We start from the raw sequence: 24,358 nt of genomic DNA on the forward strand, positions 1-24,358 counted from the left end.
GGGGAACAGCGGCGGTGTCGCGATTGCAGTCTTGCTCAGACGCCCCGGCCATTGCCCCCTTTGACAAAGGGGGCGAACGACCGCGCAGCGGTCGTGGGGGGTTTGCTGTTGCTGTTGGCTCAGCTCAGCGCGCGGCCCTCAAAGCAAGCCGTCGCGCTTCACCGCCAGGTACTTCTCGACCAACGACGCCGCCAGTTGGTCGCAGCTGACGTCGAGCACCATCACCCCATGATTGCGCAGGGCTTCGTGGGCTGCGACGCGGTGTTCGAGGTATTGCGCGGTGGCGCCGGCGCGGATCGCGCCGGACAGGTCGGCGACTTCTTCGGCGAGCGCCTGATCCAGCGAGCCTTCGCGCAAACTGGCGACGCAGACGAGATGGCGGCCGCGCAGCATGCGCACGGCGGCGAGCAGGTCGTCCATGTCCTCGTCGCGCAGGTTGGTCACCAGCATCACCAACGAGCGGCGGCGCTGACGCAGGGAGAGTTCGGTCGCCGCGGCGAGGAAGTCGGTGGCGACCGGCTGCGGCTGCAGGGCGTAGCTGGCGCGCAGCAGGTTGTCGATCGCGCCGACACCGCGCTGCGGCGGCACCCAGCGGCTCTCGCCGCCGCTGGCGAGCAGGCCGACGCCGTCGCCCTGACGCAAAGCCAGGTAGGCCACGACCAGGGCCGCGTCCAGCACGTGGTCGAAATGCGAATGCTCGCCGTCGCGCGCCATCAGGCGGCGGCCGGTGTCGAGCATCAGCACCAGTTGTTGATTGCGTTCGTCCTGGTACTCGCGCGAGATCAGCCGGCGCGCACGCGCGGTCGCTTTCCAGTCGATCTGGCGCAGGCTGTCGCCGACGCGGTATTCGCGCATCTGATGGAAGTCGGTGCCTTCGCCGCGACGGCGCTTGACGTGCGCGCCGACCAGGCGCGAGGCCTGTTCGGCGCTGAACATCGCGAACTTGGCCAGCGGCGCGAAGTTGGGGAACACGCGCACGCGCTGAATCTCGCCGCCGATACGCGACTGCCACCACAGCCCCCACGGCGAGTGCAGGCGCAGTTGCACGCCGTCGAACTGGAAATCGCCGCGCATGCCGGGGCGCAGTTCGTACTCGAAGCTGGCGCTCTCGCCGCGACGCAGGTCGATCCGGCGCGGCAGGTTGCGCATGCTCCAGTTGCCGGGATGCAAGTCGAAGGCATCCAGGCGTTGCCGGCGATCGGCTTCGAACTCGAGAGTGACCGGGCGTTCGACGCCGATCGCCCAGGTGTCGTGCATGCTGCGTTTCGCCCGCGGCGTCGGCGCGTACAGCAGACGCAGCAGATCGGTGATCGCGAGCAGGACGATGGCGAGGGTCGCCACCTGCCAGGCCGCGGCCTGCAGCCAGCCCACGCTCGCGGCCAGTCCGAGCGTCGACCACGGCAGCGCCAGCCAGATCCAGCGCGGCGCCGGCCGTGCCCAACCGCGACGCGGCAGGGCGCGGTCGCGCGGCACCGTCAGGCCGGCGCTGGCGGCGGCGACAGGCAACGGCGGTGGCACGGCGCGGCTCATTGCCGGGGCGCTTCGACCTTGGCCAACAGCGCCTGCAACACGTCGTCGGGCGACTGGCCTTCGATCTGCAGCTCGGGCGCGAGCGCGATGCGATGGCGCAGGGCCGGCTTGGCGATCTCGCGCACGTCGTCGGGGGTGACGAAATCGCGCCCCGACAGCACCGCCTGCGCGCGCGCCGCGCGCACCAGGGCAAGACTGCCGCGCGGACCGGCGCCGAGGGCGATGCCGGCCCAGTCGCGGGTGGTGCCGACGATGCGCACGACGTAGTCGATCACCGTCTCGTCGACGCGCACCAGGGCGGTGCCCTGCTGCATCGCGACGATCTCTTCCGGGCCGAGCACGCGCCGCACCTGCGACAGATCGAAGTCCGACGCGCTGCGGCCCAGGCTGACCGCGGTGACCATGCGCTTTTCGTCGGCGCGGGTCGGGTAGCCGATCAGGATCTTCAGCAGGAAGCGATCGAGCTGCGCCTCCGGCAAGGGATAGGTGCCTTCTTGTTCGACCGGGTTCTGCGTAGCCAGGGTCAGGAACGGCGGCGGCAACTCGAAGCTGTGGCCTTCGATGGTCACCTGCAGCTCCTGCATCGCCTCCAGCAGCGCCGACTGGGTCTTGGCCGGGGCACGGTTGATTTCGTCGGCGAGCAGCAGGTTGGTGAACACCGGGCCGCGACGGATGTTGAAGCTCTCGGTCTTGGGGTCGTAGACCGCATGGCCGCTGATGTCGCTGGGCATCAGGTCGGGGGTGAACTGGACGCGGGCGTAGCCGCAATCCAGGGCCTTGGACAGCGCGCGCACGACCAGGGTCTTGCCGAGCCCTGGCACGCCTTCGAGCAGCGCGTGGCCGCCGGCGAGCAGGGCGATCAGGATCTGGTCGAGCACGTCGGCCTGACCGATGAAGGCCTTGCCGACTTCGTCGCGCACGGCGGCGGCGCGTTCGGCCAGCGCGGTGCCGGTGATCGGGACGAGCGGAGCGGCGTCGAGGCTCATAAGCGGTTTCTCATGCGGATCAAAGTGGCGATGCGGGCGCGGAACGCGGCGTGGTCGCGTGCCGGCGGCGGAGTGAGGGCGTCGCGGATGTCGTTGGCGGCGATCGGCGCCGGATCGGCCTTGAAGCGCTCGATCAGCAGGGCGATCTGCGGCTCGCCGTCGAGCGCGGCGGCGTAGGGATCGCGGCGGCGCAGGCGGGCGATGAAGGCGCGGCGCGCCGATTCGTACAAGCGCGGGCCGTAACCGTAGCGATAGACGTGCTCGCCGCTGGCGACGATGTGTTCGAGCAGCGAACGCCGCTCCAGCGCCGGCGCCGGGCGCAGCGGGCCGAAACGCTGGGTGCGCTGCCACAGCCAACCGAGCAGACACAGCAGCAGCGGCAACCAGGCCATCCAGCTGTCGCGCAACAGGGTCTTCCACAGCTTCGGCACTTCGGCCGCGTAGATCAGGTGCACGGTGCCGGCGCGGTAGTTCGGCGCCAGCACCTGGCGCGCGAACGCGGCCTTGGCCGGCGCGGCGATCTCGTCCTCGCCGATGCCGACGCTGTCGAGCAAGGGATTGCCGGTGCCGGTGCGGTTGGACAGGAAATCCAGGTCCGCGAGCACGTCGACATGGCCCTTGCCGCGCGGCAAGCGCACGTAGACGTAGGCGCTGTCCTCGCCGCCCCAGGCGTAAACGGGGTCGGCGTCGCTGTTGTAGAAATAGAAACGGCGCGCCGAGCAGAACACCTGCTGCGGCTCCAGGCCGCGCTCGTACAGGCCGGCGCATTCGTTGCGCAGGTATTCCGGATCGGCGGCGTCGCTGGCGTCGAGCAGGGTGATGCCGAGCGCATCGAGCACCGGCAGCGGCGAATCGCCGACCTGGTCCTGCAGCGGCGGCGTGCGCACGATCAGATGACCGCCGCGCTCGACCCAGCCGAGCAGGGCCTCGGCTTCGCTGCCGGCCAGCGTGCGCGGGTCGCGGTAGATCAGCACCGTGTCGCGCGTCTGCAGCGGGTGGGTCGACAGCTGCAGGCGTTGGCGCGCCACGACCTTGACCTTGTCGCGCTGCAGGGCGAGCTTGAGCACGTACAGCGGGTTGCTCGCGGCCTCGCCGCTGCGCGCGGCGGCAACGGTTTCCTCGACCTTGTGGTAGTCGCGGCGCCACAGCGCGCCGACGATCAGCACCAGCACGATCAGCAGGGCCGCGCCGGCACCGGTGAGGATCAGGCCGACGCGGTTCATGCCGCCCACCCGAAGCGCCGGCTCAGCTGGCCGACCAGATCGTCGAAGTCGTCGCCGCTCGGCAGGGTCTCGGCATAGGCCGCGTACTGCCAGGTGCGCACCGCGCGCGCGAAGGCCTCGCGGTCCTCGGCCGAGGCCAGTTTGCGCGAGGCGCGCAGGCACTGGGCCTCGGTCGCGCCCGGCACCAATACGATGTCGGCGCGTTGCGCCATCGATTCGACCGCGGCGCGGTACATCAAGGCCAGCGCATCGCGCCTGCGGCCGGCCTGCCACAGGCGGCGGATCGCAGTCGGAATATCGTCGGGCAGCGGCTCGTGCTCGGGCAGCGGCGCGTTACGCACGTCGCCGGGCGCCTCGTCCTCTTCGATGCCGCCGTCGCGGAACCAGCCGAGCCAACGCGAGGCGGTCAGCAGCAGGGCGACGACGATCAAGGCCACCACGCCCCACATCAGCACCTGCAGGAAGCCCGCCACGCCGCTGCTGAGGCCCTTGAACAGGCCTTCGTTGATGGCTTGGTCGCGCTTGTCCTCGGGCTTCTTCTTGCTGCTCTCAGACTTGGCTTTCCATACGCTCTGCTTGCGCGTGGGGGCGACGGTCGGATCCTTCATCGCCTGGGCGACCGCATCGCGCAGGCCGCGGTCGTCGCTGCGGCCGTCGTGGTAGACCTCGCCGAGCGTCGACGGCAGGCGGCGCGCTTTCTTGGCGTCGTCGACGTAATCGCGGATCGGCGCCTCGGTCGGCGCTTCCTCTTCCGCTTCCTCGTCTTCGCTGTCGCCGGCAGCGGCGAGGTCCTCGCCCAAGTCCGTAGCTGTGTCCGTAGGCGTGTCCGTGCTCGCCGCGACGCTCGTCTCGGCCGCGGGCGGCGGCGTTTGTGCGGCAGCGTCGGGCGAGAAGCCGATCATCGCGCACAGCACCAGCAGCATCGGCGCGGCCGCGGCGGTGAGGCGCGCGCGCAGGCGGCGGAACACGATCTCGATGTCCCAACCTTCGATCTGGGTACGGCGGTTGAGATACAGCCCGAAACCGGCGCCGACGTAGAACGGCTCGATCACGCTGACCGCGCCCCAGGCCAGCACGTTGAACAAGGCGCTGAGCCATTGCGGCTCGACCCCGATGGCTTCGATCAACGACTTGAAGGTGTCGGGCAGGTAATCGAAGGGCACGAACATCAGGCCGCCGAGCACGCTGCCGATGATGATCGCGAACTCGAAATGCACGCAGACCAGGGTCAGCAACGCGCACACGCCGTACACCGGCGCGCCGAGCGCGGAACGGCGCTGGCGCGCTTCGGCACCGTCGCCGCCTTCGAGCAGGTCCACCGGCAGGTACAACGGCCGCGCCGGGCTGAGCCGGCGCCAGGTCAGGTACGGCAGCCACCAGCGCGCGCCCCAGCGCAGTTGCGCGCGCACGGTCTGGCGCGTGCTCGGGGTTTCGCCGAACACCGCGCGCGAAATCACGAACAGCGGGATGCGGTCGAACCAGGGCTTGAGCCACCACATCAGCAGGCCCGACAACCACAGCAGGTCCAGGGCCCAGCCGGCGGCATTGAGCAGCACCAGGATCGGCAAGGTCACCAGCAGCCACGGCTTCCAGATCGCACCGGCATGGCTGCGCACCAGGGCCATGCCGAGCTCGCAGGCTTCCCAGGCAGTGCGCGGGCGCAGCGAAACGGTCAGCGCTTCGAGCTTCATGCCGCGTCTTCGTCGTCGCGGTGGACGGCGTTACGCCCGCCGCGCAGCAGCCACAGGCCGACCAGCACCCACAGCGCCAGGCCGACGCCGTACTTGATCGACGATGGCACGCTGCCGATCGACGACCAGAACGCTTCGACGAACGCGGCGAACACCAGCATCGCGAACACGCCGATGCAGATCAGCGCGCCGCGGCGGCCGCCATGGATCAACGAATCGATGCGCCGGCGCTGTCCGGGTGCGATCAGGCTCAGGCCCAGACGCAGGCCGGCGCCGCCGGAGATGACGATGGCGGTGAGCTCGGGCGCCGAATGGCCGGCGACGAAGCGCCAGAACGGCTCGCCGTGGCCGACCGCCTGCAGATGCCCGGCGACCCCGCCGATCATCACGCCGTTGAAGATCAGCACGAACACCGTGCCGAGCCCCGCCACCAGACCGCTGGCGAAGGTCTGGAAACCGATGCCGACGTTGTTGCCGATGTAGTGGGCGAACATCTGCAGATCGTCTTCGTTGGTGCGGCCCAGGGCGCTGTCGGGCCTGGCCGGGTCGTACATCTGCTCGAAGCGGACCAGCGACTGCGCGTCGAACAGGCCGGCGGCGAGCTCCGGGCGGACCTGGATGGCGACGAAGATGCTGATCAGCGGCAGCCAGAACAGCAGCGCCGCAGCCAGCATGCAGCGCCACTCGGCGCGGACCAGGCGCGGGAAACCGGCCAATAAGTATTCGACCGAACGCCGCCAATGCACCGGCTTGGTCCGGTACAGCACGCTGTGGCCGCGTTGCATGAGTTGCTGCAGGCGGTCGGTGACCACCGCGCTGTAGCCGCGCCGGCGCGCCAGCGCCAGTTGCTGGCACAGACGACGGTGGCGCTCGGGAATCTTGTCGTCGCGCAGGCCGGTCCAGTCGCGACGATGGCTGCGGGCGTTGCGTGCGCTCGAGGCGCGCATCTCCAGCCAGCGCTCGAGTTCGCGCCATTCCGCCTCATGACGGGCGACGAAATGCTCCTGCCTCATCGCCGCCCCAGCAACCAGTTGGCGATGCCGTACAGACGCATCACCGCGGTTTCGCCGCGGGCCTGGGTCAGCGCTTCGGTCAGATCGGCGAGTTCGGCCTGGCGCGCCGCGGTCAGGTTCGGGCCGCGCTCGGCGAACGCGACCACCGCGGCCTGCTCGTGCGGCAGCAACACCATCGACGGCGCCAGCGGCGGGCTGACCGCGGCGGCGCGGATGTCGGTCTGGCGCGCGGCGTGCACGACCAGGGTGCCGGCGACCATATCGCCGAGGCGGCGGCCCCAGGGATCAATGAGGCTGGTGATCAGGCCGACCGCGTAGCAGACCGGCAGCGCATCGACGACGCGCAACAGGTTGCGGGTAAACGACGCCATCCAGCCGACCGGGGCGCCGTCGGCGGCGACCACGCGCAGGCCCAGCGCCCACTTGCCGGGCGTGCGGCCCTGCATGAGCACCTCGAACAGCACTTGGTAGAACCAGGTCATCACGAACACGGCCAGGCCCAGGATGGCGTTGCCGGCCTCGCCGAACAGGCCGACCAAGGCGCGGAACAAGGCCACGTAGATGACCGCGCGCAAGGCCAGGTCGATCATCCAGGCCAGCGCGCGCGGCACCGCTCCGGCCGCGCGCAGGTGCAAGGCCACGCCCTCCGGCGTCACCACCTGGCGGTACGTGTCGAGCATCAGGCGTTGATGACCTTCGTATCCGCCATCAGGTCGTGCAGGCACAGGCTGTCTTCGCCGAAGATCCACAGCACGTTGACCAGGGCGAACACACTGCCGAGGCAGGGAATCGCCTCGATCAGGGCGATCACGAATATGCGCAGGCCGAGAATGCGGCCGAGCGACGCCGGGGTGCCGTCGGTGCGCACGATCTTGATGCCGATCCAGCGCTTGCCGAGGGTCTGGCCGCTCTCGTTGAGCAAAACGATGTTGTAAACGAACAGGCCGAGCATGAGCAGGAAGCTCAGGCCCATCATGGCCAGTTGGATCGCCGAGGGTTCCTTGCTGTCCGGATCGATCGCGACGGCGATGAACATCGGCAGGAAACACACCAGATACAGGCCGCCGTCGATCAAGCGGGCGACCAGGCGCATGCCGCGGTCGGCGCGTACGGTTTGTTGCCATTCGGCATTCGGCAGCGCCGGCGCATTCGGCGCGGCGTACGGATTCTGCGTTTCTTCCATGTAGCCCTGACTCCCTGAGTCCTGCTTTCCCCTGCCGCGACTGTAAACGCGGCCATCGGCCCTGACTAGCCCGACAGCATGCCCAGGTAGCGATCCTTGAGCCGCACATAGTGCTGTGCGCTGTATTGCAGCTGTTCGATCTCGCGGTCGCTGAGGCGGCGCGCGAGGCGGGCCGGATTGCCGACCCACAGCTCGCCTTCGCCGACGATCTTGCCGGGCGAAAGCACCGCGCCGGCGGCGACGAAGCCGTAGCGCGACACGCGCGCGCCGTCGAGCAGCTTGGCGCCCATGCCGATCAGGGCGAACTCGTCGATCGTGCAGGCATGGACGATGGCGCCGTGGCCGATGGTGACGTCGTTGGCGATGACCGTCGGCAGGCCGCCGGGACGGGTGTAGGGGCCTTCGTGGGTGACGTGGACGATGGTGCCGTCCTGGACGTTGGTGCGCGCGCCGATCGAGATCGAATTGACGTCGCCGCGGACCACGCAGCCGGGCCAGATCGAGACGTCGTCGCCGAGGTCGACCTCGCCGATCACGGTCGCGGCCGGGTCGACGTAGACGCGCTCGCCGAGGACGGGAAATTTGTCGAGATAAGGACGTAGGCTCATGCGCGCATTGTAGGCGCTCGCGGGCCCGGACACGGCGCGCCGGACGTCGCCGGTGCGCCGACGATACGCAGCCGCCACATGCGGTACGGCAAGCGGATGCGCCGTGCGAACCCGCCAACACGCTTCGGCCGATCCGCCCCCCTCGGCTGTCCCCTGCCGCCCGCACGCTGAGCGCCCCAACCCGACTAGACTGCGGCGTATGGATACGATCGCCGACACCGCCCCGACCGAACTCGCCGCCACCCGCGAGCGCCTGCGCGCCGCCTGGCAGACGCGCAAGCCCGATTACGCGCAACGCCGCGCCGACCTGTTGCGGCTGCGCGACGCCTTCCGCGCCCGCAGCGCGGCGATGGACGCGGCGATCCGCGCCGATTTCGGCCATCGCTCCAGCCACGAGAACCTGCTCTCGGAGGCGATGATCACCCTGGCCGAGATCGATCACGCCCTGAGCCATCTGCGCGGGTGGATGCGGCCGCGCCGGGCCGCGGTCGGCTGGCGCTTCTGGCCGGCGCGCGCCGAGATCCGCCCGGAACCGGTCGGTGTGGTCGGCATCCTCTCGCCCTGGAATTACCCGGTGAACCTGGCCCTGGTGCCGCTGGTCTCGGCCATCGCCGCCGGCAACCACGTTTATCTGAAGCCATCCGAACACACGCCGCGCACCGCCCAGTTCTTGCGCGACCTGCTCGCCGAGGTGTTCCCCGAGGACCGCGTCGCGGTCGCGCTCGGCGGCCCCGAGATCGGCGCGGCGTTCTCGGCGCTGCCGTTCGACCACCTGCTGTTCACCGGCTCGACCGCGGTCGGGCGCAAGGTCATGGCCGCGGCCGCGCCTAACCTCACCCCGGTGACCCTGGAACTCGGCGGCAAGGCGCCGGCGCTGATCTGCGCCGACTACCCGATCGAACGCGCCGCCGCGCGCATCGCCAGCGGCAAATGGTTCAACGCCGGCCAGACCTGCATCGGCGTCGACTACGTGCTGGTCGATGCGGCACGCCGCGACGAGTTGGTCGCGGCCCTGCTCAAGCAACTGAAAGCGCGCTACGGCGACCTGGTCGCGCCGCAGGACTACACCCGCATCATCAACGCCAGCCAGTTCGCGCGCCTGTCGGGCTATCTCGACGACGCCCGCGCGCGCGGCCTGGAGGTGGTCGAGCCCTTCGCCGACAGCGCGCCGCGCGAACAGCGCGTGGCCGAACGCATTTTTCCGCCGGCGCTGGTGATCGAGCCCGGCGCCGACGCCCAGGTCATGCAGCACGAGATTTTCGGGCCGATCCTGCCGGTGCTGTCCTACCGCACGCTCGACGAAGCCATCGCCCGCATCAACGCGCTCGACCGGCCGCTCGCGTTGTATCCGTTCGGTCACGACCGTGCCCAGATCGAGCGGATCCTCGCCCAGACCCTGGCCGGCGGCGTCACCGTCAACGACACCCTGCTGCATTTCGGCGCCCACGACCTGCCGTTCGGCGGCATCGGCCCGAGCGGCATCGGCGCCATCCACGGCCGCAACGGCTTCGACACCTTCAGCAAGCTGCTGCCGGTGTTCCATCAGCGCCGCCTTGCCGCCAGCGACCTGCTCAAGCCGCCGTACCGCGGCAAGATCGATGCGATGATCCGCTGGCTGGCGAAATAGCCAGCCTCGCTCCGACCCATGCCGGGTCGGAGCCCACAACGGATCGCACGCCATGGCCGGCTCAACACCCCCCGCATCGAACGACCTGCCGCCCTCATCGCCGGGGCCGACCGGGCCCCGCAGCAACCGCACGGTGTTCTGGGTCGCGCTGGCGGCGTATCCGCTCGCCGCCCTCGCCTGGCTGATCTGGGTGGTGCTGACCCGCGGCACCGAAGCGACCGATGTCTGGGATTACTCCGACGCCGTCCTGACCGGCGCCATCGTCGCCTTGCTGGTGCCTTTGCCGGTGTTGATCTGGGGCGGCCTGAGCCGGCGCATCGGCCAGGCCCTGCTCGGCGTGACGATCGGCGCGGTCATCGCGGTGCTCGCGCTGCCGCTCAGCCTGCACCTGGTCCATGCGCGCCGTACCCAGGCCTTCGAAGACAAGAAGGCGCGCTACGCCGAGTTCGTCGCGACCGTGCGCAGCCACGACCACGCCCGCATCCGCAAAGCGCTGCTGGCCTTGCCCGACGGCTTCAGCGCGCCGAAAGCGCTGTGCGCGCTCGGCGGCGGCGCCACCTACACCTTCGAACGCTGGCTATGGTTCGACGACCACGCCTACGGCGAAGCCCTGCCGAGCGCCGACCTGCTCGAAGCCGCCGCGGCCATCGTCGACGGCGCCTGGCCGCGCCAGGACAAGCAAGCGACGCTGTTAGTGCTGCTGCATTACCTGAGCGAACGCGACGAGCCCGCGCTGTTCCCGCGCTGGGCCGGCCTGTGGCGCCGCACCCTGGAACAGCCCGATGCCGCGCGCATCCCGCTGCTCGCGTCCGACTACCGCGGCGACACCGGCACTTGCAGCGCCGCGCGCGAACCGGCCGACACCGTGCTCAAGCGCTGGCACGACGCCGGCCTGCGCGCATGGCTGCAGGCGGGTTTCGGCTTCAGCGAGGAACAGCGCGATCTCGCCCTGCGCGCGGTGCGCTCCAAGCCGATGCTGCAGCAACTCACCGCCGCCGACCCGGAGTTCGCGGCGATGTTGAGCGAGGGACGAAGCGAGGGCGCGGATGCGTTGTCGCACCTGAGCTATGAATTGTCCGAACTGCTCGACCGCGGCCCGGACCCGGCGGTGCCGGCGGAACTGGTCGACGCCCTGCGCGAGGCCGGTGCCGACCCGCGCCGCTCCGAGCATGCGCGCAAACCCTGCGCGGTCTTCGAACTCAGCGAATCCGAACGCCAGCCGACGGTCGCAGACTCGGCCGCGCGCATCGCCGCCGCGACGCGCATCCATCAGGCCCTGTGCCCGCCCGACGGCTTGGCCCAGACCGGAAAGACCGCCGACGGCGGGGACGCGAACCATCACCGCGCCGGCACCAGCGAGACCGCCGACGCCGACAGCGAGCGGCGCTGAGGCTACACTTGCCGCCATGAAAATCGTCAGCTGGAACGTCAACTCGCTCAACGTGCGCCTGCCGCATCTGGAACAGTGGCTCGGCACGTTCGCTCCCGACATCGTCGCGCTGCAGGAAACCAAGCTCGAGGACACGCGCTTCCCGGACACCGCGCTGGTCGGCGCCGGTTACCGCAGCGTGTTCGCCGGGCAGAAGACCTACAACGGCGTCGCCATCCTTTCGCGCGAAAGCGCCAGCGACGTGCAGATCGGCATCCCCGGTTTCGACGACGAGCAAAAGCGCGTCATCGCCGCCACCGTCGCCGGCCTGCGCATCGTCAATCTGTACGTGGTCAACGGCCAGGACGTCGGCACCGACAAGTACGCCTACAAACTGCGCTGGCTCGACGCCGCGCACGCCTGGCTGCAGAACGAACTCGCGCAGTATCCGGACCTGATCGTGCTCGGCGATTTCAACATCGCACCGGAAGCGCGCGACACCCACGACCCTTCGGTGTGGAACGAACACCACATCCTGACCTCGACCGCCGAGCGCGAAGCCCTGCAGCGCCTGCAAGCCCTCGGCCTGCACGACGCCTACCGCCTGCATAGCCAGGAAGAAGGCCAGTTCTCGTGGTGGGACTACCGCCAGGCCGGCTTCCGCCGCAACCTCGGCCTGCGCATCGACCTGACCCTGATCTCCGACTCGCTGCGCGCCCGCTGCATCGCTGCCGGCATCGACCGCGAACCGCGCACCTGGGACCGCCCCAGCGATCACGCCCCGGCCTGGGTGGAGTTGGCCTGAGGGCCGGGAATCGGGAATCGGGAATCGGGAATCGGGAATCGGGAATCGGGAATCGGGAATCGGGAATCGGGAATCGGGAATCGGGAATCGGGAATCGGGAATCGGGAATCGGGAATCGGGAATCGGGAATCGGGAATCGGGAATCGGGAATCGGGAATCGGGAATCGGGAATCGGGAATCGGGAATCGGGAATCGGGAATCGGGAATCGGGAAAAGCATAAGAGGCTTGTGCGCTGTTGCAAGCATTCGCTTCGACGTCGCCGCTCACGATTCCCCACTCCCGCCACAACAAAAAAGCCCGGCCGAAGCCGGGCTTTTTTTATTGCGGCAACGCGCAGCGCTTAACGCACGCGTCCACGACGGAACAGGTTCACGATCGCGAGCAGAACGATCGCGCCGACCAGCGACAGCAACAATCCGGACAGGCTGAACGCACCGCTGTTGATGGTGCCGGCGCCGATGCCGAGCACGCCGCCCAGCCAACCGCCGAGGAACGCGCCGACGATGCCGACGATGATGTTGAGGAAGAGACCCTGCTGACCATCGGTCTTCATGATCATGCTGGCGATCCAACCGATGATGCCGCCTACTACCAGCCAAATGATGATACCGAGCATGTGCGTTCTCCTAGCGATTCTGATGAGCCCAAGGCGACACGATGCGCATGGTGCGAATCGCTGTCCCTCGTTCGGGGGCAGTTGCAGCATGAATCGGCGCACGTGACGGCGACGTCAGAAACCGCACTTAGGAATGTGAAGAAAACGCTGCACTACAAGGCAAAAAGCACACTGCGCCTGGGTATGGTTCACAGGGCTACGGCAGCGGCGTTGCGCTTCTCCCGATGAACGTCGCGATTCGCCGATGGTCGGTATCGATCCGGCATGGCCCGCATCGGCTCCGCGCGAAGCCGGCATGAAGGTTTTCGCATTCGCGCCGCGGCGTCTTGCAGCGCGATCACTCGGCGTCGCGGAGCATCGCCTCGACCGCGTGGCGCGGCAGCTTTCCGGTTTCGTTGCGCGGCAAGGCGTCGACGCGGCGCAACGGACGCGGCAGGAACACCGGGTCGATGCTCTGGCGCAGGGCCTGCAGGATCGACGCTTCGTCGAGCGTGGGCGCGACCACCAGGGCGGCGATGCGGCGCACGCCGAAGGCGTCGGCGGCATCGAGCTGGAACATGGCGCCGTCGAGCACGCCTTCGATCGCGAGCAGCTTGCGGGTGAGGTCGCCGAGCGAGGCGCGCTTGCCGGCGATCTCCAACAGGTCCGCGGCGCGTCCGCGCACCACGAAACGCCCGTCGGCCTCGACTTCCATCAGATCGGCGAGCACCACCGGCTCGGCCAGATGCGGCGCATGGATGGCGGTGCCGTCGGGTTGCGGGCAGATGCGCACGCCCGGCAACGGCGTCCACGCGGCCTCGCGCGCGGTGCGGCGGCGGGCGAACACGCAGGTCTCGGTCGAGCCGAACACTTCGCGCACTTCGCAGCCGTAGCGCGTTTCCGCCGCCACCGCGAGTTCGACCGGCAGCGGTGCGGTCGCCGAGACGATGCCGGCCAGCGGCGGCAATTCGACGCCGGATTCGACCAGCGCGCGCAGATGCACCGGCGTGGTCACCAGCAAGGGCGGGGTCGGCGCATCGGCGAGCGCAAGCGCGACATCGCCCGGGAAAAACGGCCGATTTGCGTGCACCGCGACCGGGCCGAGCAAGGGCAGCAACACCGACATTTCCATGCCGTACATGTGCTGCGGCGGCACCGTCGCGACCAGATAAGTGACCTCGTCGGCACGCAACAAGTCGCCCAGTGCGATGAGGTTCTGCGCGGTGCTGGTGCGAAAGGCCTGCCAGGTCTTGGCATTGGGCTTGGGCTGGCCGGTGCTGCCGGAGGTGAAACCGATCGCGAGCAAGGCGGCGGTCTGCGCGGTCAATGCCTCGCCGGCGTCGCGCGGCAGTTCGGTCGGCAAGCGCAGATAACGCGGCGGCAGCGGATCGAGGGCGAGATCGCCGATGCAGTAGCTGTCGGGATAACGCGCGAGCACATCGTCGACCACCGCCGGCGCGCGCGAAGGCGGCAGCAGATTGCCTTGCCCGCGCAAGGCCACCGCGCACAGGGCGACCAGGAAGCGATAGCGGTTTTCGCACAGGTTGACCGCGTATTGCGCCGCCGGCAGCGTCGCCGCGAGCGCCCGCACTTCGGCCTCGAAACTCGCGCGGTCGACGACGCCGTCGGGGCCGAACGCCAAGGCGCGCCCGGGCGCGCCCGCGACCAGCGCGAACGACTCGCCGCCGGGCGACGCAGGATCCTGGCTGAACGGAACAAGGCTCGGATCGATAACCGCTGACATCAATAGATTTCCCGCGACCTGAGGGCCGCTTCCAATGTGTTGCAACTTGCCCGGGCCCGCCTGATCGGCAGCTGACGGTCCCTTCGGACCCTCGCGGCCTTTCGATGCGATCGCACCGCGCCCCCGCGCTGTGCCGTCGCCAAGAACCCGTACCCCGGGGTTTAGCTTACGCTGACCGGCCTATCGGAGGCCAAAGCACACCTGTTCATGTCCCTGTCCGGCCGTTCACCTTCGTCAGTCGATACGTATTCGGAACGCTCCGACGGCCACGGTGTGCGCTGGACCTGGCTGCCGCACCGGCACGGCCGACCGGCCGAACCGGAAGCGCGCGAATGGCTGGCCGGGCAGCTCGGCGATCCGGCCTTGTCGCTGACCCGCGACGGCCGCCAGCGTCCGCACCTGGATCCGCCGCACGATCGCTACGACTGCAATTGGAGCCACAGCGGCGAACGCCTGCTGGTCGCGCTGGCCCTGCAGGCCCGGGTCGGCGTCGACCTGGAGCGCCTGCAACGGCGGCCGCGCGCGTTGGAAGTGTCGGCGCGTTTTTTCACCGATCGCGAATCCGACTGGCTGCGCGCGCACCCCGATCGCGACCGCGCCTTCCTGCGCCTGTGGTGCGCCAAGGAAGCGGTGCTCAAGGCGCATGGCCACGGGCTGTCGTTCGGCCTCGACAAGCTGCGTTTCGAAGAACGCGACGACAAGCTGCGCCTGGTCGAATGCGATCCGGCCTTGGGCCGGGCGGAGCAGTGGACCTTGCGCGAGATCGAGCCGGCCCCGGGGTATCTGGGCGCGTTGGCATGGCGGCCGTTGGCGGAATAAGCGGCGCGGAATGATCGGCATCGAAGCCGCGACCTCGGGTTTCGTCGTCGGTGCGATGACGCTCGCGGCTCGGGACCGCAGGAAATCCAGTAGCACGCCGCTTCTACCCGCAAGCGACCCGACCCAGGCGTGCGCTGACCGCTCATGGCTGCGCCCGACTCGGCCCATCGGCGATACTGTCGTCGATGAATACCCCCGTCTCCCTACCGCCCGGGCTGCGCAGCGAGCTCGAAGCCGGCCTGTCCGCGCTCGCCCTCGATCCGGCCCTGGCCGCGCCCCTGCTGGACTACCTGGCCCTGCTCGCGCGCTGGAACCGCACCTACAACCTGACCGCCGTGCGCGACCCGCACGAGATGGTCGGCAAGCACCTGCTCGACTCGCTGGCCATGCACCCCTACGTCGAGGAACTCGCCGGCCGCGGCGGCGCCCTGGCCGACCTGGGCACCGGCGCCGGCCTGCCCGGCATTCCGCTGGCCATCGTCAAACCCGGCCTGCGCGTGACCCTGGTCGAGAGCAACGGCAAGAAGGCCCGCTTCATGCGCGAAGCCTTGCGCCAGCTGGGCCTGAAGGATGCGCGCGTGGCCGAGTCGCGAATCGAGGCCTTCGCCGAGCCCGGCGCCTACGACGCGATCACCGCGCGCGCCCTGGCGACCCTGCCGCTGATCCTCGAACTCGGCGGCCACCTGCTCAAGCCCGGCGGCGTGCTGTTGGCGATGAAGGGCGTACGCCCGGACGAGGAGATCGCCGCCCTGCCGGCCGGCTGGAGCCTGCGCTCGGTCGAACCGATGCGGGTGCCCGGCCTGGCCGCCGAGCGGCATATGGTCGTGGTCGGGCGCAGCGGCGATGCCCCGACGCTTCCTGATCCCCGGCCCCTCCCCGACTCCCGCCCTGGGGCATAATCCCCAGTCCGGCCGGCGCCAGGCGCCGTCCTCCTTCATGTCATCTCACCGTTACCGCAGGGGACGAGCCGCATGGCCCGCATCATCGCCGTCGCCAACCAGAAAGGCGGGGTCGGCAAGACCACCACCGCGGTCAACCTCGCCGCCGCGCTCGCGCGCACGCCCAAGCGCGTCCTGCTCGTCGACCTGGACCCGCAGGGCAACGCGACCATGGGCAGCGGCATCGACAAGCGCCAGCTCGAGGACTCGGTCTGCGATGTCCTGCTCGGCGAAGCCGACGCCGCCGCGACCATCGTGCGCGCGCCCGAAGACTTCGACCTGCTGCCCGGCAACATCGACCTGACCGCGGCCGAGATCACCCTGATGGGCCAGGACGCGCGCGAGCAGCGGCTCAAGCGCGCGCTGGCGCCGCTGCGCGGCAACTACGACTTCATCATCATCGACTGCCCGCCGGCGCTGTCGTTGCTGACCCTGAACGCGCTGACCGCAGCCGACTCGATCATCGTGCCGATGCAGTGCGAGTACTACGCACTGGAAGGCCTCAGCGCGCTGGTCGACACGATCGAGGCGCTCAAGGCCAACCTCAATCCTTCACTCGAAATCGAAGGCGTATTGCGCACCATGTTCGACGTGCGCAACAACCTGGCCAACGCGGTTTCGGCCGAACTCACCAATCACTTCGGCGACCGCGTGTTCCGGACCATCGTGCCGCGCAACGTGCGCCTGGCCGAGGCCCCGAGCCACGGCCAGAGCATCGTCGGCTACGACAAGGCCAGCCGCGGCGGCATCGCTTATCTGGGCCTGGCCGGCGAGGTGCTGCGTCGCCAGCGCGAACGCGACCAGGCCGCCAAGACCGCCGCGCGCGCCGTCACTGCGGAGACCCCGGCATGAGTCACCCTGCCAAGAAGCGCGGCCTCGGCCGCGGCCTCGAAGCCCTGCTCGGCCCCAAGGCCGCCGCCGAAGCGCCGACCCTGGTCGAAGCCCAGCCCGGCGATCTGTTGCGCAACCTGCCGGTCGACTCGCTGAGCCCCGGCAAGTACCAGCCGCGCAAGCACTGGGACGAGGACAAGCTCGCCGAGCTGGCCGAGTCGATCAAGGCCCAGGGCGTGATCCAGCCCATCGTGGTGCGCGAGATCGGCGAGAAGGGCGGCAAGACCTACGAGATCATCGCCGGCGAGCGCCGCTGGCGCGCCTCGCGCCTGGCCGGGCTCGACGTGATCCCGGTGGTGATCCGCGAAGTCGACGACCGCACCGTGGTCGCGATGGCGCTGATCGAGAACATCCAGCGCGAAGACCTCAATCCGCTCGAAGAAGCCACCGCGTTGCAACGGCTGATCGACGAATTCGACCTCACCCACGCCCAGGCCGCCGAAGCGGTCGGCCGTTCGCGCGCGGCGGTGTCCAACCTGCTGCGCCTGCTCGAACTGCCGAGCGAGATCCGCATCCTGGTCGAAACCCGCGCCCTCGAGATGGGCCATGCGCGCGCCCTGCTGACGCTGGCCCCGCAGGCGGCGATCGCGCTGGCCCGCCAGGCCGCCGAAAACCAGTGGTCGGTGCGCGATGTCGAACACCGCGTGCAGCAGCTCGCCGCCGGCAAGGTGCCGGTATCGGGCAAGCCCAAGCCGGCCAAGGCCAAGCCGCAGGCCGACATCGTCACCCTGGAGCGCGAGCTGTCGGAATCGCTGAGCACCAAGGTCAACGTGCTGCACGGCCGCGGCGGCAAGGGCCGCCTGGTCATCCACTACACCGACCTGGATTCGCTCGAAGGCGTGCTGGAACGGCTGCGCGGCAAGGTCGAGGCGTAAGCGGCGACTACCGGCACACTGCCGCACAAGCGGCGTCCGGCCCGACTTCGGCGAGGCCCCGAGACCTCGACGCTCGCATCGGACCGGCGGGTTCGCGGTCGCGGCTCACGCCGCTCCTACCCTTTGAGCCCATGCCGCGCCCCTGGCTGCGCCGCGGCAAGCTGAGCACGGGCTCGATTCGTCCGGCATAGCCTGCGGGGACGAGCCGGGGCCGTCCTGTGACGCTTTACGGCGGCAGGGCCGGATCGATCCACTAAAATGCTCCGTCCATCTTGGCCGGCCGCATCGCACCGCCGTTCGAGCGCCCGCCGTTCGACCGCCAATACCGACACCACCGAAAGGAGATTCGTATGAAATGGATTGCCGCCGCCACCTTGTTGCTGGCACCGGCCCTGGCCTTCGCACAGTCGGGCACCTGCCCCGAACTCAGCGACCCCAGCCTGAAATGGGGCGAGCGCCAGGGCGCCAACTACACCATCTGCTACCTCGAACTGCCGTCGAGCCTCGGCGCCGGCTCGGGCCTGGGCGTGTACCTCGGCCAGCGCAGCTTCAAGCCGGGCAAGAAGGCCCGCGCCGAGAAGGGCACGGTCGGCACCCAGGCGGTGACCTGGTTCAAGAAGGCCACCGTCAACAACGCGCGGCCGTATTCGCGCGAAACCCAGATCAACCTGCCGGGCGCCAAGCCCAAGAGCAAGGTCAAGGTCTATGTCTGGATCGATGCGAGCAGCCAGGAACAACTCGACGAGGCCTTCGGCCTGTCGAAGCAGATCGCGGTGAACTGAGCGCAACGAAACTCGCGACCGCGGCACGCGCGCCATGCGCGCGCCGCGGAGCGAGCGGATAATGACCGCCCGCCATCGCCCTAGGCCCGCATGATCCGATCTGCTGCATTGTCGTTGCTGCTCGCGCTGGCGATTCCGGCCGATGCCTGGGCGACGGCAGCCAGAGCGGTCTGTCCGCCGCTGCCTCCCGCCAGCGGCTTGCGTTGGCTCCATCAGCAAGGCCCGGATTTCGAGCTTTGCTACGCCGGACGCGGCCCGATCGATCAGAACGATCCTGATCGCGAAGCGGCCTTCAGCGTTTACCTCGGAAATTTTTCGGGCTTCGACAGACGCCCCCGGCCCGGCGGCGAAATCGGCCGTGTCGGCAGGTTTCCGGTGCTTTGGTACGCGGCAAACAGGCATCGCAGCCGTGACGACAGGCCTCGCAACCCTTATGCGAGAGAAACCTTGATCGTCTTGCCCACCCCCAAGCGCGCGTACGCGAGAACGGTGCATATCTGGATCAACGCACGCAGTTTCTCCGAACTCGACGATAGTCTCCGCATCCTCAGCCGGGTCCAATTCGAATGACCATCCTCGTCACCGGCGCAGCCGGCTTCATCGGCGCCTACGTCTGCCGCGCCCTGCGCGCGCAAGGCCAGGCGGTGGTCGGCCTCGACAACTACAACGACTACTACGACCCGCAACTCAAGCGCGACCGCGTCGCCGCGCTGTGCCCGGACGTCGATATCCGCGCGATCGACCTCGGCGATCGCGACGGCCTGGCCGCGCTGTTCGACGAGGTCCGGCCCGAGCGCGTGATCCATCTCGCCGCCCAGGCCGGCGTGCGTTACTCGTTGACCCATCCGCACGCTTACGTCGACAGCAACCTGGCCGGCTTCGTCAATCTGCTCGAGCTGTGCCGGCACCGCGACGTGCGCCATCTGGTCTACGCCAGCTCCTCCTCGGTGTACGGCGATTCGGCGACGCCGCCGTTCTCCGAAGACCAGCGCATCGACCAGCCGCGCTCGCTGTACGCGGCGACCAAGGCCGCCAACGAGTTGATGGCGCATACCTACGCCCACCTGTACGGCCTGCACGCGACCGGCCTGCGCTTCTTCACCGTCTACGGCCCTTGGGGCCGCCCCGACATGGCGCCGTTGCTGTTCTCGCGCGCGGTCCTGGTCGGGAGCCCGATCGAGGTGTTCAACCACGGCAAGATGCGCCGCGACTTCACCTACATCGACGACATCGTCGCCGGCGTACTCGGCGCGCTCGCACACCCCTCCGAGCAGGACCCGCCGCATCGGGTGTTCAATCTGGGCAACCACACCCCGGTCGAACTCGAACGCTTCATCGCGGTTATCGAGGAAGCCGCCGGCCGCAACGCCGAGAAGGTCTACAAGCCGATGCAGCCGGGTGACATGATCGAAACCATGGCCGACACCCGCCGCGCCCAGGCGGCGTTCGGCTTCAAGCCGAGCACCGCGATCGAGCTCGGCCTGCCGCGGGTGGTCGACTGGTGCCGCAGCTATTTCGGCGACCGCGCCTGAGCCCATCGCCGGTTGTGGCGCGGCCGCGGCCGGCCGGACCGGCGCTTCCCGGCGGCACCGTGACGATGTGAAGATCCGGCTCGCCGCCGCGATGACACACTACCCGGGCCCCATCGCAGCCGCGGTCGGGTCCGGCAGTAAAACTCAACCCCTCTGCAGTTCCCTTCCCCTCGGGGGAGGCAGCCCGAAAGACCGGGCGCCCGGCCGCTCCGCCGTATCGGGGAGCGAGCTGCCGTCGCGTACCGGCGGCCGCGTATGCACTCGCCCGCATCGCGCCCGCCCCTGCCTGTCCGCTCCAGGGCGCAATCGCATCGAATCCATCGCGAGTTCCAAGCAATGACGCAAAGCCCACAACTGTCCGTCGTCGTACCGGTGTTCAACGAACAGGACAACGTCGCCCCGCTGATCCAGGAAATCACCACCGCGCTGCGCGGCCGCGCGCCGTCCGACGGCGGCGATTTCGAGATCGTCTATGTCGACGACCACTCGCGCGACGGCACCCTGGCCGCGCTGGAAGCGCTGAAGGCCGGCGTGCCCGAGCTGCGCGTGCTGCACCACGTCACCCAGAGCGGGCAGAGCACGGCGGTGCGCAACGGGGTCAAGGCCGCGCGCGGCGCCTGGATCGCGACCCTCGACGGCGACGGCCAGAACGACCCGGCCGACATCCCCAAGCTGCTCGCCAAGCGCGCCGAGTCCGCCGCCGAAGTGAAGCTGTTCGCGGGCTGGCGGGTCAACCGCCAGGACTCCGGCAGCAAGCGCTGGGCCTCCAAATGGGCCAACGCGATCCGCAGCCGCATGCTGCGCGACGACACCCCCGACACCGGCTGCGGCATCAAGCTGTTCGAGCGTGCCGCCTTCCTCGAACTGCCGTACTTCAACCACATGCACCGCTACCTGCCGGCGCTGATGCAGCGCGCCGGCTGGAAGACCGTCAGCGTGCCGGTCAACCACCGCGCCCGCAGCACCGGCGTATCCAAGTACAACAACCTCAACCGCGCCCTGGTCGGCATCGCCGACCTGCGCGGCGTCGCCTGGCTGATCCGCCGGGCCAAGGTCACCGCCATCGTCGAACGCTGAGGCCGGGCATGGACTTCATGAACTCCCCGATTACGTGGTTGGCCTGGACCGGCCTGCACATGTCGCCGTGGAAACTGATCGGCCTGGTCGGCGCCTTCATGTTCGGCGGCCGCTGGCTGGTCCAGTTCGTCGCCAGCAAGCGCCACGGCAAGCCGGTGATCCCGCGCGCGTTCTGGTACATGAGCCTGGTCGGCAGCGTGATGACCCTGAGCTACTTCGTGTTCTCGCAGAAGCAGGACTCGGTCGGGGTGATCCAGAACCTGTTCCCGGCCTTCACCGCCGCCTACAGCCTGTACCTGGACATCAAGCACCGCGGCTGGCACCGCGACCGCAACGGCCACTAGGCGTCTCAAGCCTTCGTGCGACACGCGGGTTTTCAAGGGTAGGAGCGGCGCAAGCCGCGACAACGCCACCCCGACCACCGCGTCCCCACTCCTAGCCTGCGGCTCCATCCGCCCTTGGAACCTCCAACGGGCCCCTCCGCCGCGATCTGCCAGCCCGCGGTCGCGGCTCGCGCCGCTCCTACCCAGGGAGCTGGCCGGCGGTTTCGCTCATCCCCGCCCCCCAAGTGCTTGTTCCGGCTTGCATTTGCCGGCATAATGCGCGGCTCGCTGCGTCCGGCTTGCCCCTAGGGGCGACCGGGCGGACCCGGAAACGCGATTCCGGCCCGCCATGGTGCAGCGGTTTTCAATCCTGACCCGTGTCGCGTGGTGCGCGCATTCGATCGAATGCCGGCATCGGGGCCGCCGCCTCCCTGGCCAAGGGAAGCACAGACCTTTTCGAGGTGCGTAATGTCCCGCGTATGCCAAGTAACGGGCAAGCGAACGACGACTGGTAACAACGTCTCGCATGCCATGAACAAGACCCGCCGCCGTTTCCTCCCCAACCTGCACGAGCGCCGTTTCTGGGTCGCCAGTGAGAACCGTTGGGTGAAGCTGCGTGTTTCCGCCCATGCCCTGCGCACCATCGACAAGAACGGCATCGACTCCGTTCTCGCCGAGCTCCGCGCCCGCGGCGAAAAGATCTGAGGAGGACTGACCCATGGCTTCCAAGCGCGACAAGATCCGCCTGATCTCGACGGCGAACACCGGTCACTTCTACACGACCGACAAGAACAAGAAGAACACCCCGGCGAAGATGGAGGTCAAGAAGTACGACCCCGTCGTTCGCAAGCACGTGATCTACAAGGAAGGCAAGATCAAGTGATGCAATGGCGCGTCCGCGCTTAGCGCGAACGCTTGTGCCATTGCCTCATCCCCGCGTAGGCGGGGATCAAGGCCTTCAGAAGAGAACCCGCCCACGTGGCGGGTTTTCTTTTGGCCGGAATCGGGAATCGGGAATCGGGAATCGGGAATCGGGAATCGGGAATCGGGAATCGGGAATCGGGAATCGGGAATCGGTGATTCTCACGCGCGCCGTCGAGACCAACGCTCTCGGCCGTCATCCCCGCGCAGGCGGAGTGCATGGATGCGCGAGCCAGTGGCTCGCGCATCCATGAACGCCAGGGCGTTCAGCGCAATACCCCTGCGTGTTCGGCTTCGCCCAAGTAAAGCGGAGCCCGCCTTCGCGGGAGCGACGGTAGGTGGATGACGCAGTAACTCTTCCAACCGCCGCAGCCGCTCGCGCACAGCCGTGCGGCGATCCGCACGGCTGTACGGTCAGACGCGGCTCAGGGCACCACGTTGTTGAAGAACGACTTCACCTGCGGCCAGATCAACTGCATCTTCACCCCGCGGTTCGGCGCCTGCAGATTGCAGTTGCCGCCGAAGTGATGCAGCGCGACGACCTTGTGCGAGGAACGCGCCAGCACCGGCGAGCCGGAGTTGCCGCCTTCGGTATCGCAGTAATAACCGGCGTCGGTATTGGTGCCGTAACCGTCGGCATCGGCGTCGATGACCTTGCAGCGCCCACCGCCCTCGCGATCGCTGACCACCGACAACTCCTTCATGCGCGTGGCGGGATGGCCGCTGATGTAGATCTCCTCGCCGAGCACCGGCTTGCGCACCTCCAGGCTGAGGTAACCGAAGCTGGAGATGGCGGCGAAGTTCTTCACCGTCAGCAGGCTGTAGTCCAGGGTCTGGTCGGTCTTGAGCAACTTGTCGCCGGCGACCTTGGTCAAGGTGCCGCTGGTGGTGCCGGTGCAGGTGGTGGCCTGGTAGTTGAACCAGTACTCGGACGCGGCCACGTCGGCGGCGCTGTCGAGGCAGTGGTTGTTGGTGAAGATGCGGTTGTCGGCGCCCACGCGCCAGGCCGTGCACCACTTGGTGCCGTTGAGCAGGATCAACGCGACCGGCTTGGAGCGCGCGACCGCGGTGGCGTCGGTGCCGGCATAGCAGGCGACCGGGCGGCTGTCCTTGACGCCGCAGATCGACTTGCCCGAGACGTCGCCGCCGAGCAGGCCGGCCTCGCTCAACTCGCCCATCAATTCTTGCGGCAAGCCCTCGTCGTAACGGCTCACGCGCACTCCGTGCCGCGGCGCCCACGGCTCGGTCGGCGTGCCGACCAGGCGCAGCACCGCAGTGTTGCCGGCGATCGACATCGCGCCGAAACGGGTCTTGCCGTCCTCGCCGAGCGCGGCATCGACCGTATGGCGACCCAGGTCGCCCTGGCGATAGCGATAGACCTCGGTGCCCTGCGGATTCGACACCTGCAGGGTCACGCCTGCCGGTAAGTCGAAGTGTTCGAAGTGGACCTTGATGAAGGCCGCATCGGGCGTGCTGATCCGCACCGGCTGCGACCATGCCGATTTGGACAGCCCCAGATGCGGCCCCAGGCGCAGGTCGGCGGCGCGGGTCTGGCCGGCGGTGAGCGGCGCCGGGCGAGGGTCGGCGGCGAAGGCCGTGCCGGTCAACAGGCAGGCGCCGATCAGCAGGCCGAACGCCTGCGGCGAAATCCTTGCGATAGTCATGTCGTCTCCTGGATTGCGATCCGGCGCTCTCTACGCGACTGCGAACGGCACGCATGCGCCGTGCATGAGCTTGCACAGCGGCGGCGCTGCACGGAGGCATCGCACGACGCGGAAATCGCGCGCAAACGTGACCGCGATCGGATTCGATTGGCGGATGTTCG

The 24,358-nt window shown here is 68.8% G+C and carries 25 protein-coding genes; 14 read left to right on the forward strand and 11 right to left on the reverse strand.

Annotated elements, in window-relative coordinates:
- Positions 1 to 138 precede the first annotated feature (138 nt).
- From GLA29479_RS14330 to GLA29479_RS14365, 8 genes are all read right to left on the reverse strand, one after another.
- Positions 139 to 1,530: a DUF58 domain-containing protein gene (locus tag GLA29479_RS14330; RefSeq protein ID WP_082638684.1), complete on the reverse strand. Its 1,392-nt coding sequence runs from the start codon at positions 1,528 to 1,530 to the stop codon at positions 139 to 141.
- Positions 1,527 to 2,516 carry an AAA family ATPase gene (locus tag GLA29479_RS14335; protein WP_036147966.1) on the reverse strand — a complete coding sequence of 330 codons (990 nt, stop codon included), beginning with the start codon at positions 2,514 to 2,516 and terminating at the stop codon, positions 1,527 to 1,529. Before GLA29479_RS14335 ends, GLA29479_RS14330 begins: the two co-directional genes overlap by 4 nt.
- Complete coding sequence (locus GLA29479_RS14340; RefSeq protein ID WP_144436527.1) at positions 2,513 to 3,739, reverse strand: DUF4350 domain-containing protein; 1,227 nt, start codon at positions 3,737 to 3,739, stop codon at positions 2,513 to 2,515. Before GLA29479_RS14340 ends, GLA29479_RS14335 begins: the two co-directional genes overlap by 4 nt.
- Entirely contained in the window at positions 3,736 to 5,430 is a 1,695-nt protein-coding gene (locus tag GLA29479_RS14345; protein WP_057971993.1) for a DUF4129 domain-containing protein, read from the reverse strand. Before GLA29479_RS14345 ends, GLA29479_RS14340 begins: the two co-directional genes overlap by 4 nt.
- Positions 5,427 to 6,443 (reverse strand): stage II sporulation protein M, encoded by a 1,017-nt coding sequence (locus tag GLA29479_RS14350; RefSeq protein WP_057971994.1) that lies wholly within the window; start codon positions 6,441 to 6,443, stop codon positions 5,427 to 5,429. Before GLA29479_RS14350 ends, GLA29479_RS14345 begins: the two co-directional genes overlap by 4 nt.
- Positions 6,440 to 7,123: an RDD family protein gene (locus tag GLA29479_RS14355; protein WP_057971995.1), complete on the reverse strand. Its 684-nt coding sequence runs from the start codon at positions 7,121 to 7,123 to the stop codon at positions 6,440 to 6,442. The genes GLA29479_RS14350 and GLA29479_RS14355 overlap by 4 nt, the downstream gene beginning before the upstream one ends.
- Positions 7,123 to 7,626, reverse strand: a complete 504-nt coding sequence (locus tag GLA29479_RS14360) for an RDD family protein (RefSeq protein ID WP_057971996.1) — start codon at positions 7,624 to 7,626, stop codon at positions 7,123 to 7,125. The genes GLA29479_RS14355 and GLA29479_RS14360 overlap by 1 nt, the downstream gene beginning before the upstream one ends.
- A 65-nt stretch (positions 7,627 to 7,691) precedes the next feature.
- The gene (locus tag GLA29479_RS14365; protein ID WP_057916209.1) at positions 7,692 to 8,234 is read right to left on the reverse strand and encodes a gamma carbonic anhydrase family protein; all 543 of its coding nucleotides are present in this window, start codon (positions 8,232 to 8,234) and stop codon (positions 7,692 to 7,694) included.
- 199 nt (positions 8,235 to 8,433) lie between these two features.
- Between GLA29479_RS14365 and GLA29479_RS14370 the strand changes: the two genes are divergently transcribed.
- From GLA29479_RS14370 to xth, 3 genes are read left to right on the forward strand one after another with little or no spacing between them, the layout of a single operon-like run.
- Entirely contained in the window at positions 8,434 to 9,861 is a 1,428-nt protein-coding gene (locus tag GLA29479_RS14370) for a coniferyl aldehyde dehydrogenase (RefSeq protein ID WP_057971997.1), read from the forward strand.
- Between the two features lie 52 nt (positions 9,862 to 9,913).
- Positions 9,914 to 11,251 carry a hypothetical protein gene (locus GLA29479_RS14375; RefSeq protein WP_144436528.1) on the forward strand — a complete coding sequence of 446 codons (1,338 nt, stop codon included), beginning with the start codon at positions 9,914 to 9,916 and terminating at the stop codon, positions 11,249 to 11,251.
- A 16-nt stretch (positions 11,252 to 11,267) separates the two neighbouring features.
- On the forward strand, positions 11,268 to 12,035 hold the full coding sequence (gene xth / locus GLA29479_RS14380; RefSeq protein WP_057971999.1) for an exodeoxyribonuclease III: 768 nt from the start codon (positions 11,268 to 11,270) through the stop codon (positions 12,033 to 12,035).
- Positions 12,036 to 12,376: 341 nt separating this feature from the next.
- On the opposite strand, the gene GLA29479_RS14385 is transcribed toward xth, so the two are convergent.
- Both GLA29479_RS14385 and GLA29479_RS14390 read right to left on the reverse strand, forming a co-directional pair.
- Positions 12,377 to 12,652 carry a GlsB/YeaQ/YmgE family stress response membrane protein gene (locus tag GLA29479_RS14385; protein ID WP_031370668.1) on the reverse strand — a complete coding sequence of 92 codons (276 nt, stop codon included), beginning with the start codon at positions 12,650 to 12,652 and terminating at the stop codon, positions 12,377 to 12,379.
- A gap of 337 nt (positions 12,653 to 12,989) precedes the next feature.
- Positions 12,990 to 14,300 (reverse strand): AMP-binding protein, encoded by a 1,311-nt coding sequence (locus GLA29479_RS14390; protein WP_057973209.1) that lies wholly within the window; start codon positions 14,298 to 14,300, stop codon positions 12,990 to 12,992.
- 282 nt (positions 14,301 to 14,582) lie between these two features.
- On the opposite strand from GLA29479_RS14390, the gene GLA29479_RS14395 reads away from it, so the two are divergent.
- From GLA29479_RS14395 to rpmG, 11 genes are all read left to right on the forward strand, one after another.
- Positions 14,583 to 15,194 carry a 4'-phosphopantetheinyl transferase family protein gene (locus GLA29479_RS14395; protein WP_082638687.1) on the forward strand — a complete coding sequence of 204 codons (612 nt, stop codon included), beginning with the start codon at positions 14,583 to 14,585 and terminating at the stop codon, positions 15,192 to 15,194.
- A 185-nt stretch (positions 15,195 to 15,379) separates the two neighbouring features.
- A complete protein-coding gene (gene rsmG, locus GLA29479_RS14400) occupies positions 15,380 to 16,093 on the forward strand; it encodes a 16S rRNA (guanine(527)-N(7))-methyltransferase RsmG (protein ID WP_057972001.1) in 714 nt (237 codons plus the stop codon).
- A 72-nt stretch (positions 16,094 to 16,165) separates the two neighbouring features.
- The gene (locus tag GLA29479_RS14405) at positions 16,166 to 16,984 is read left to right on the forward strand and encodes a ParA family protein (RefSeq protein WP_057916204.1); all 819 of its coding nucleotides are present in this window, start codon (positions 16,166 to 16,168) and stop codon (positions 16,982 to 16,984) included.
- Positions 16,981 to 17,898 (forward strand): ParB/RepB/Spo0J family partition protein, encoded by a 918-nt coding sequence (locus GLA29479_RS14410; RefSeq protein WP_057916203.1) that lies wholly within the window; start codon positions 16,981 to 16,983, stop codon positions 17,896 to 17,898. The genes GLA29479_RS14405 and GLA29479_RS14410 overlap by 4 nt, the downstream gene beginning before the upstream one ends.
- A gap of 350 nt (positions 17,899 to 18,248) precedes the next feature.
- Positions 18,249 to 18,680: a hypothetical protein gene (locus GLA29479_RS14415; RefSeq protein WP_057972002.1), complete on the forward strand. Its 432-nt coding sequence runs from the start codon at positions 18,249 to 18,251 to the stop codon at positions 18,678 to 18,680.
- A gap of 108 nt (positions 18,681 to 18,788) precedes the next feature.
- Positions 18,789 to 19,250, forward strand: coding sequence for a hypothetical protein (locus tag GLA29479_RS14420; RefSeq protein WP_057972003.1), 462 nt, complete (start codon positions 18,789 to 18,791; stop codon positions 19,248 to 19,250).
- A complete protein-coding gene (locus GLA29479_RS14425) occupies positions 19,247 to 20,212 on the forward strand; it encodes an NAD-dependent epimerase/dehydratase family protein (RefSeq protein ID WP_057972004.1) in 966 nt (321 codons plus the stop codon). The genes GLA29479_RS14420 and GLA29479_RS14425 overlap by 4 nt, the downstream gene beginning before the upstream one ends.
- Positions 20,213 to 20,548: 336 nt before the next feature.
- Positions 20,549 to 21,289 carry a glycosyltransferase family 2 protein gene (locus GLA29479_RS14430; RefSeq protein WP_057972005.1) on the forward strand — a complete coding sequence of 247 codons (741 nt, stop codon included), beginning with the start codon at positions 20,549 to 20,551 and terminating at the stop codon, positions 21,287 to 21,289.
- Positions 21,290 to 21,297: 8 nt separating this feature from the next.
- Positions 21,298 to 21,633: a lipid-A-disaccharide synthase N-terminal domain-containing protein gene (locus GLA29479_RS14435; RefSeq protein WP_057916199.1), complete on the forward strand. Its 336-nt coding sequence runs from the start codon at positions 21,298 to 21,300 to the stop codon at positions 21,631 to 21,633.
- A 447-nt stretch (positions 21,634 to 22,080) separates the two neighbouring features.
- Complete coding sequence (rpmB, locus tag GLA29479_RS14440) at positions 22,081 to 22,317, forward strand: 50S ribosomal protein L28 (protein WP_057916198.1); 237 nt, start codon at positions 22,081 to 22,083, stop codon at positions 22,315 to 22,317.
- A gap of 13 nt (positions 22,318 to 22,330) precedes the next feature.
- Entirely contained in the window at positions 22,331 to 22,495 is a 165-nt protein-coding gene (gene rpmG, locus GLA29479_RS14445) for a 50S ribosomal protein L33 (RefSeq protein WP_031370656.1), read from the forward strand.
- A gap of 463 nt (positions 22,496 to 22,958) precedes the next feature.
- Here rpmG and GLA29479_RS14450 read toward each other — a convergent pair whose 3' ends face one another.
- The gene (locus tag GLA29479_RS14450) at positions 22,959 to 24,197 is read right to left on the reverse strand and encodes a trypsin-like serine peptidase (RefSeq protein ID WP_057972006.1); all 1,239 of its coding nucleotides are present in this window, start codon (positions 24,195 to 24,197) and stop codon (positions 22,959 to 22,961) included.
- Positions 24,198 to 24,358: the final 161 nt, after the last annotated feature.

This window comes from Lysobacter antibioticus, assembly GCF_001442535.1.
Taxonomy (GTDB): domain Bacteria; phylum Pseudomonadota; class Gammaproteobacteria; order Xanthomonadales; family Xanthomonadaceae; genus Lysobacter; species Lysobacter antibioticus.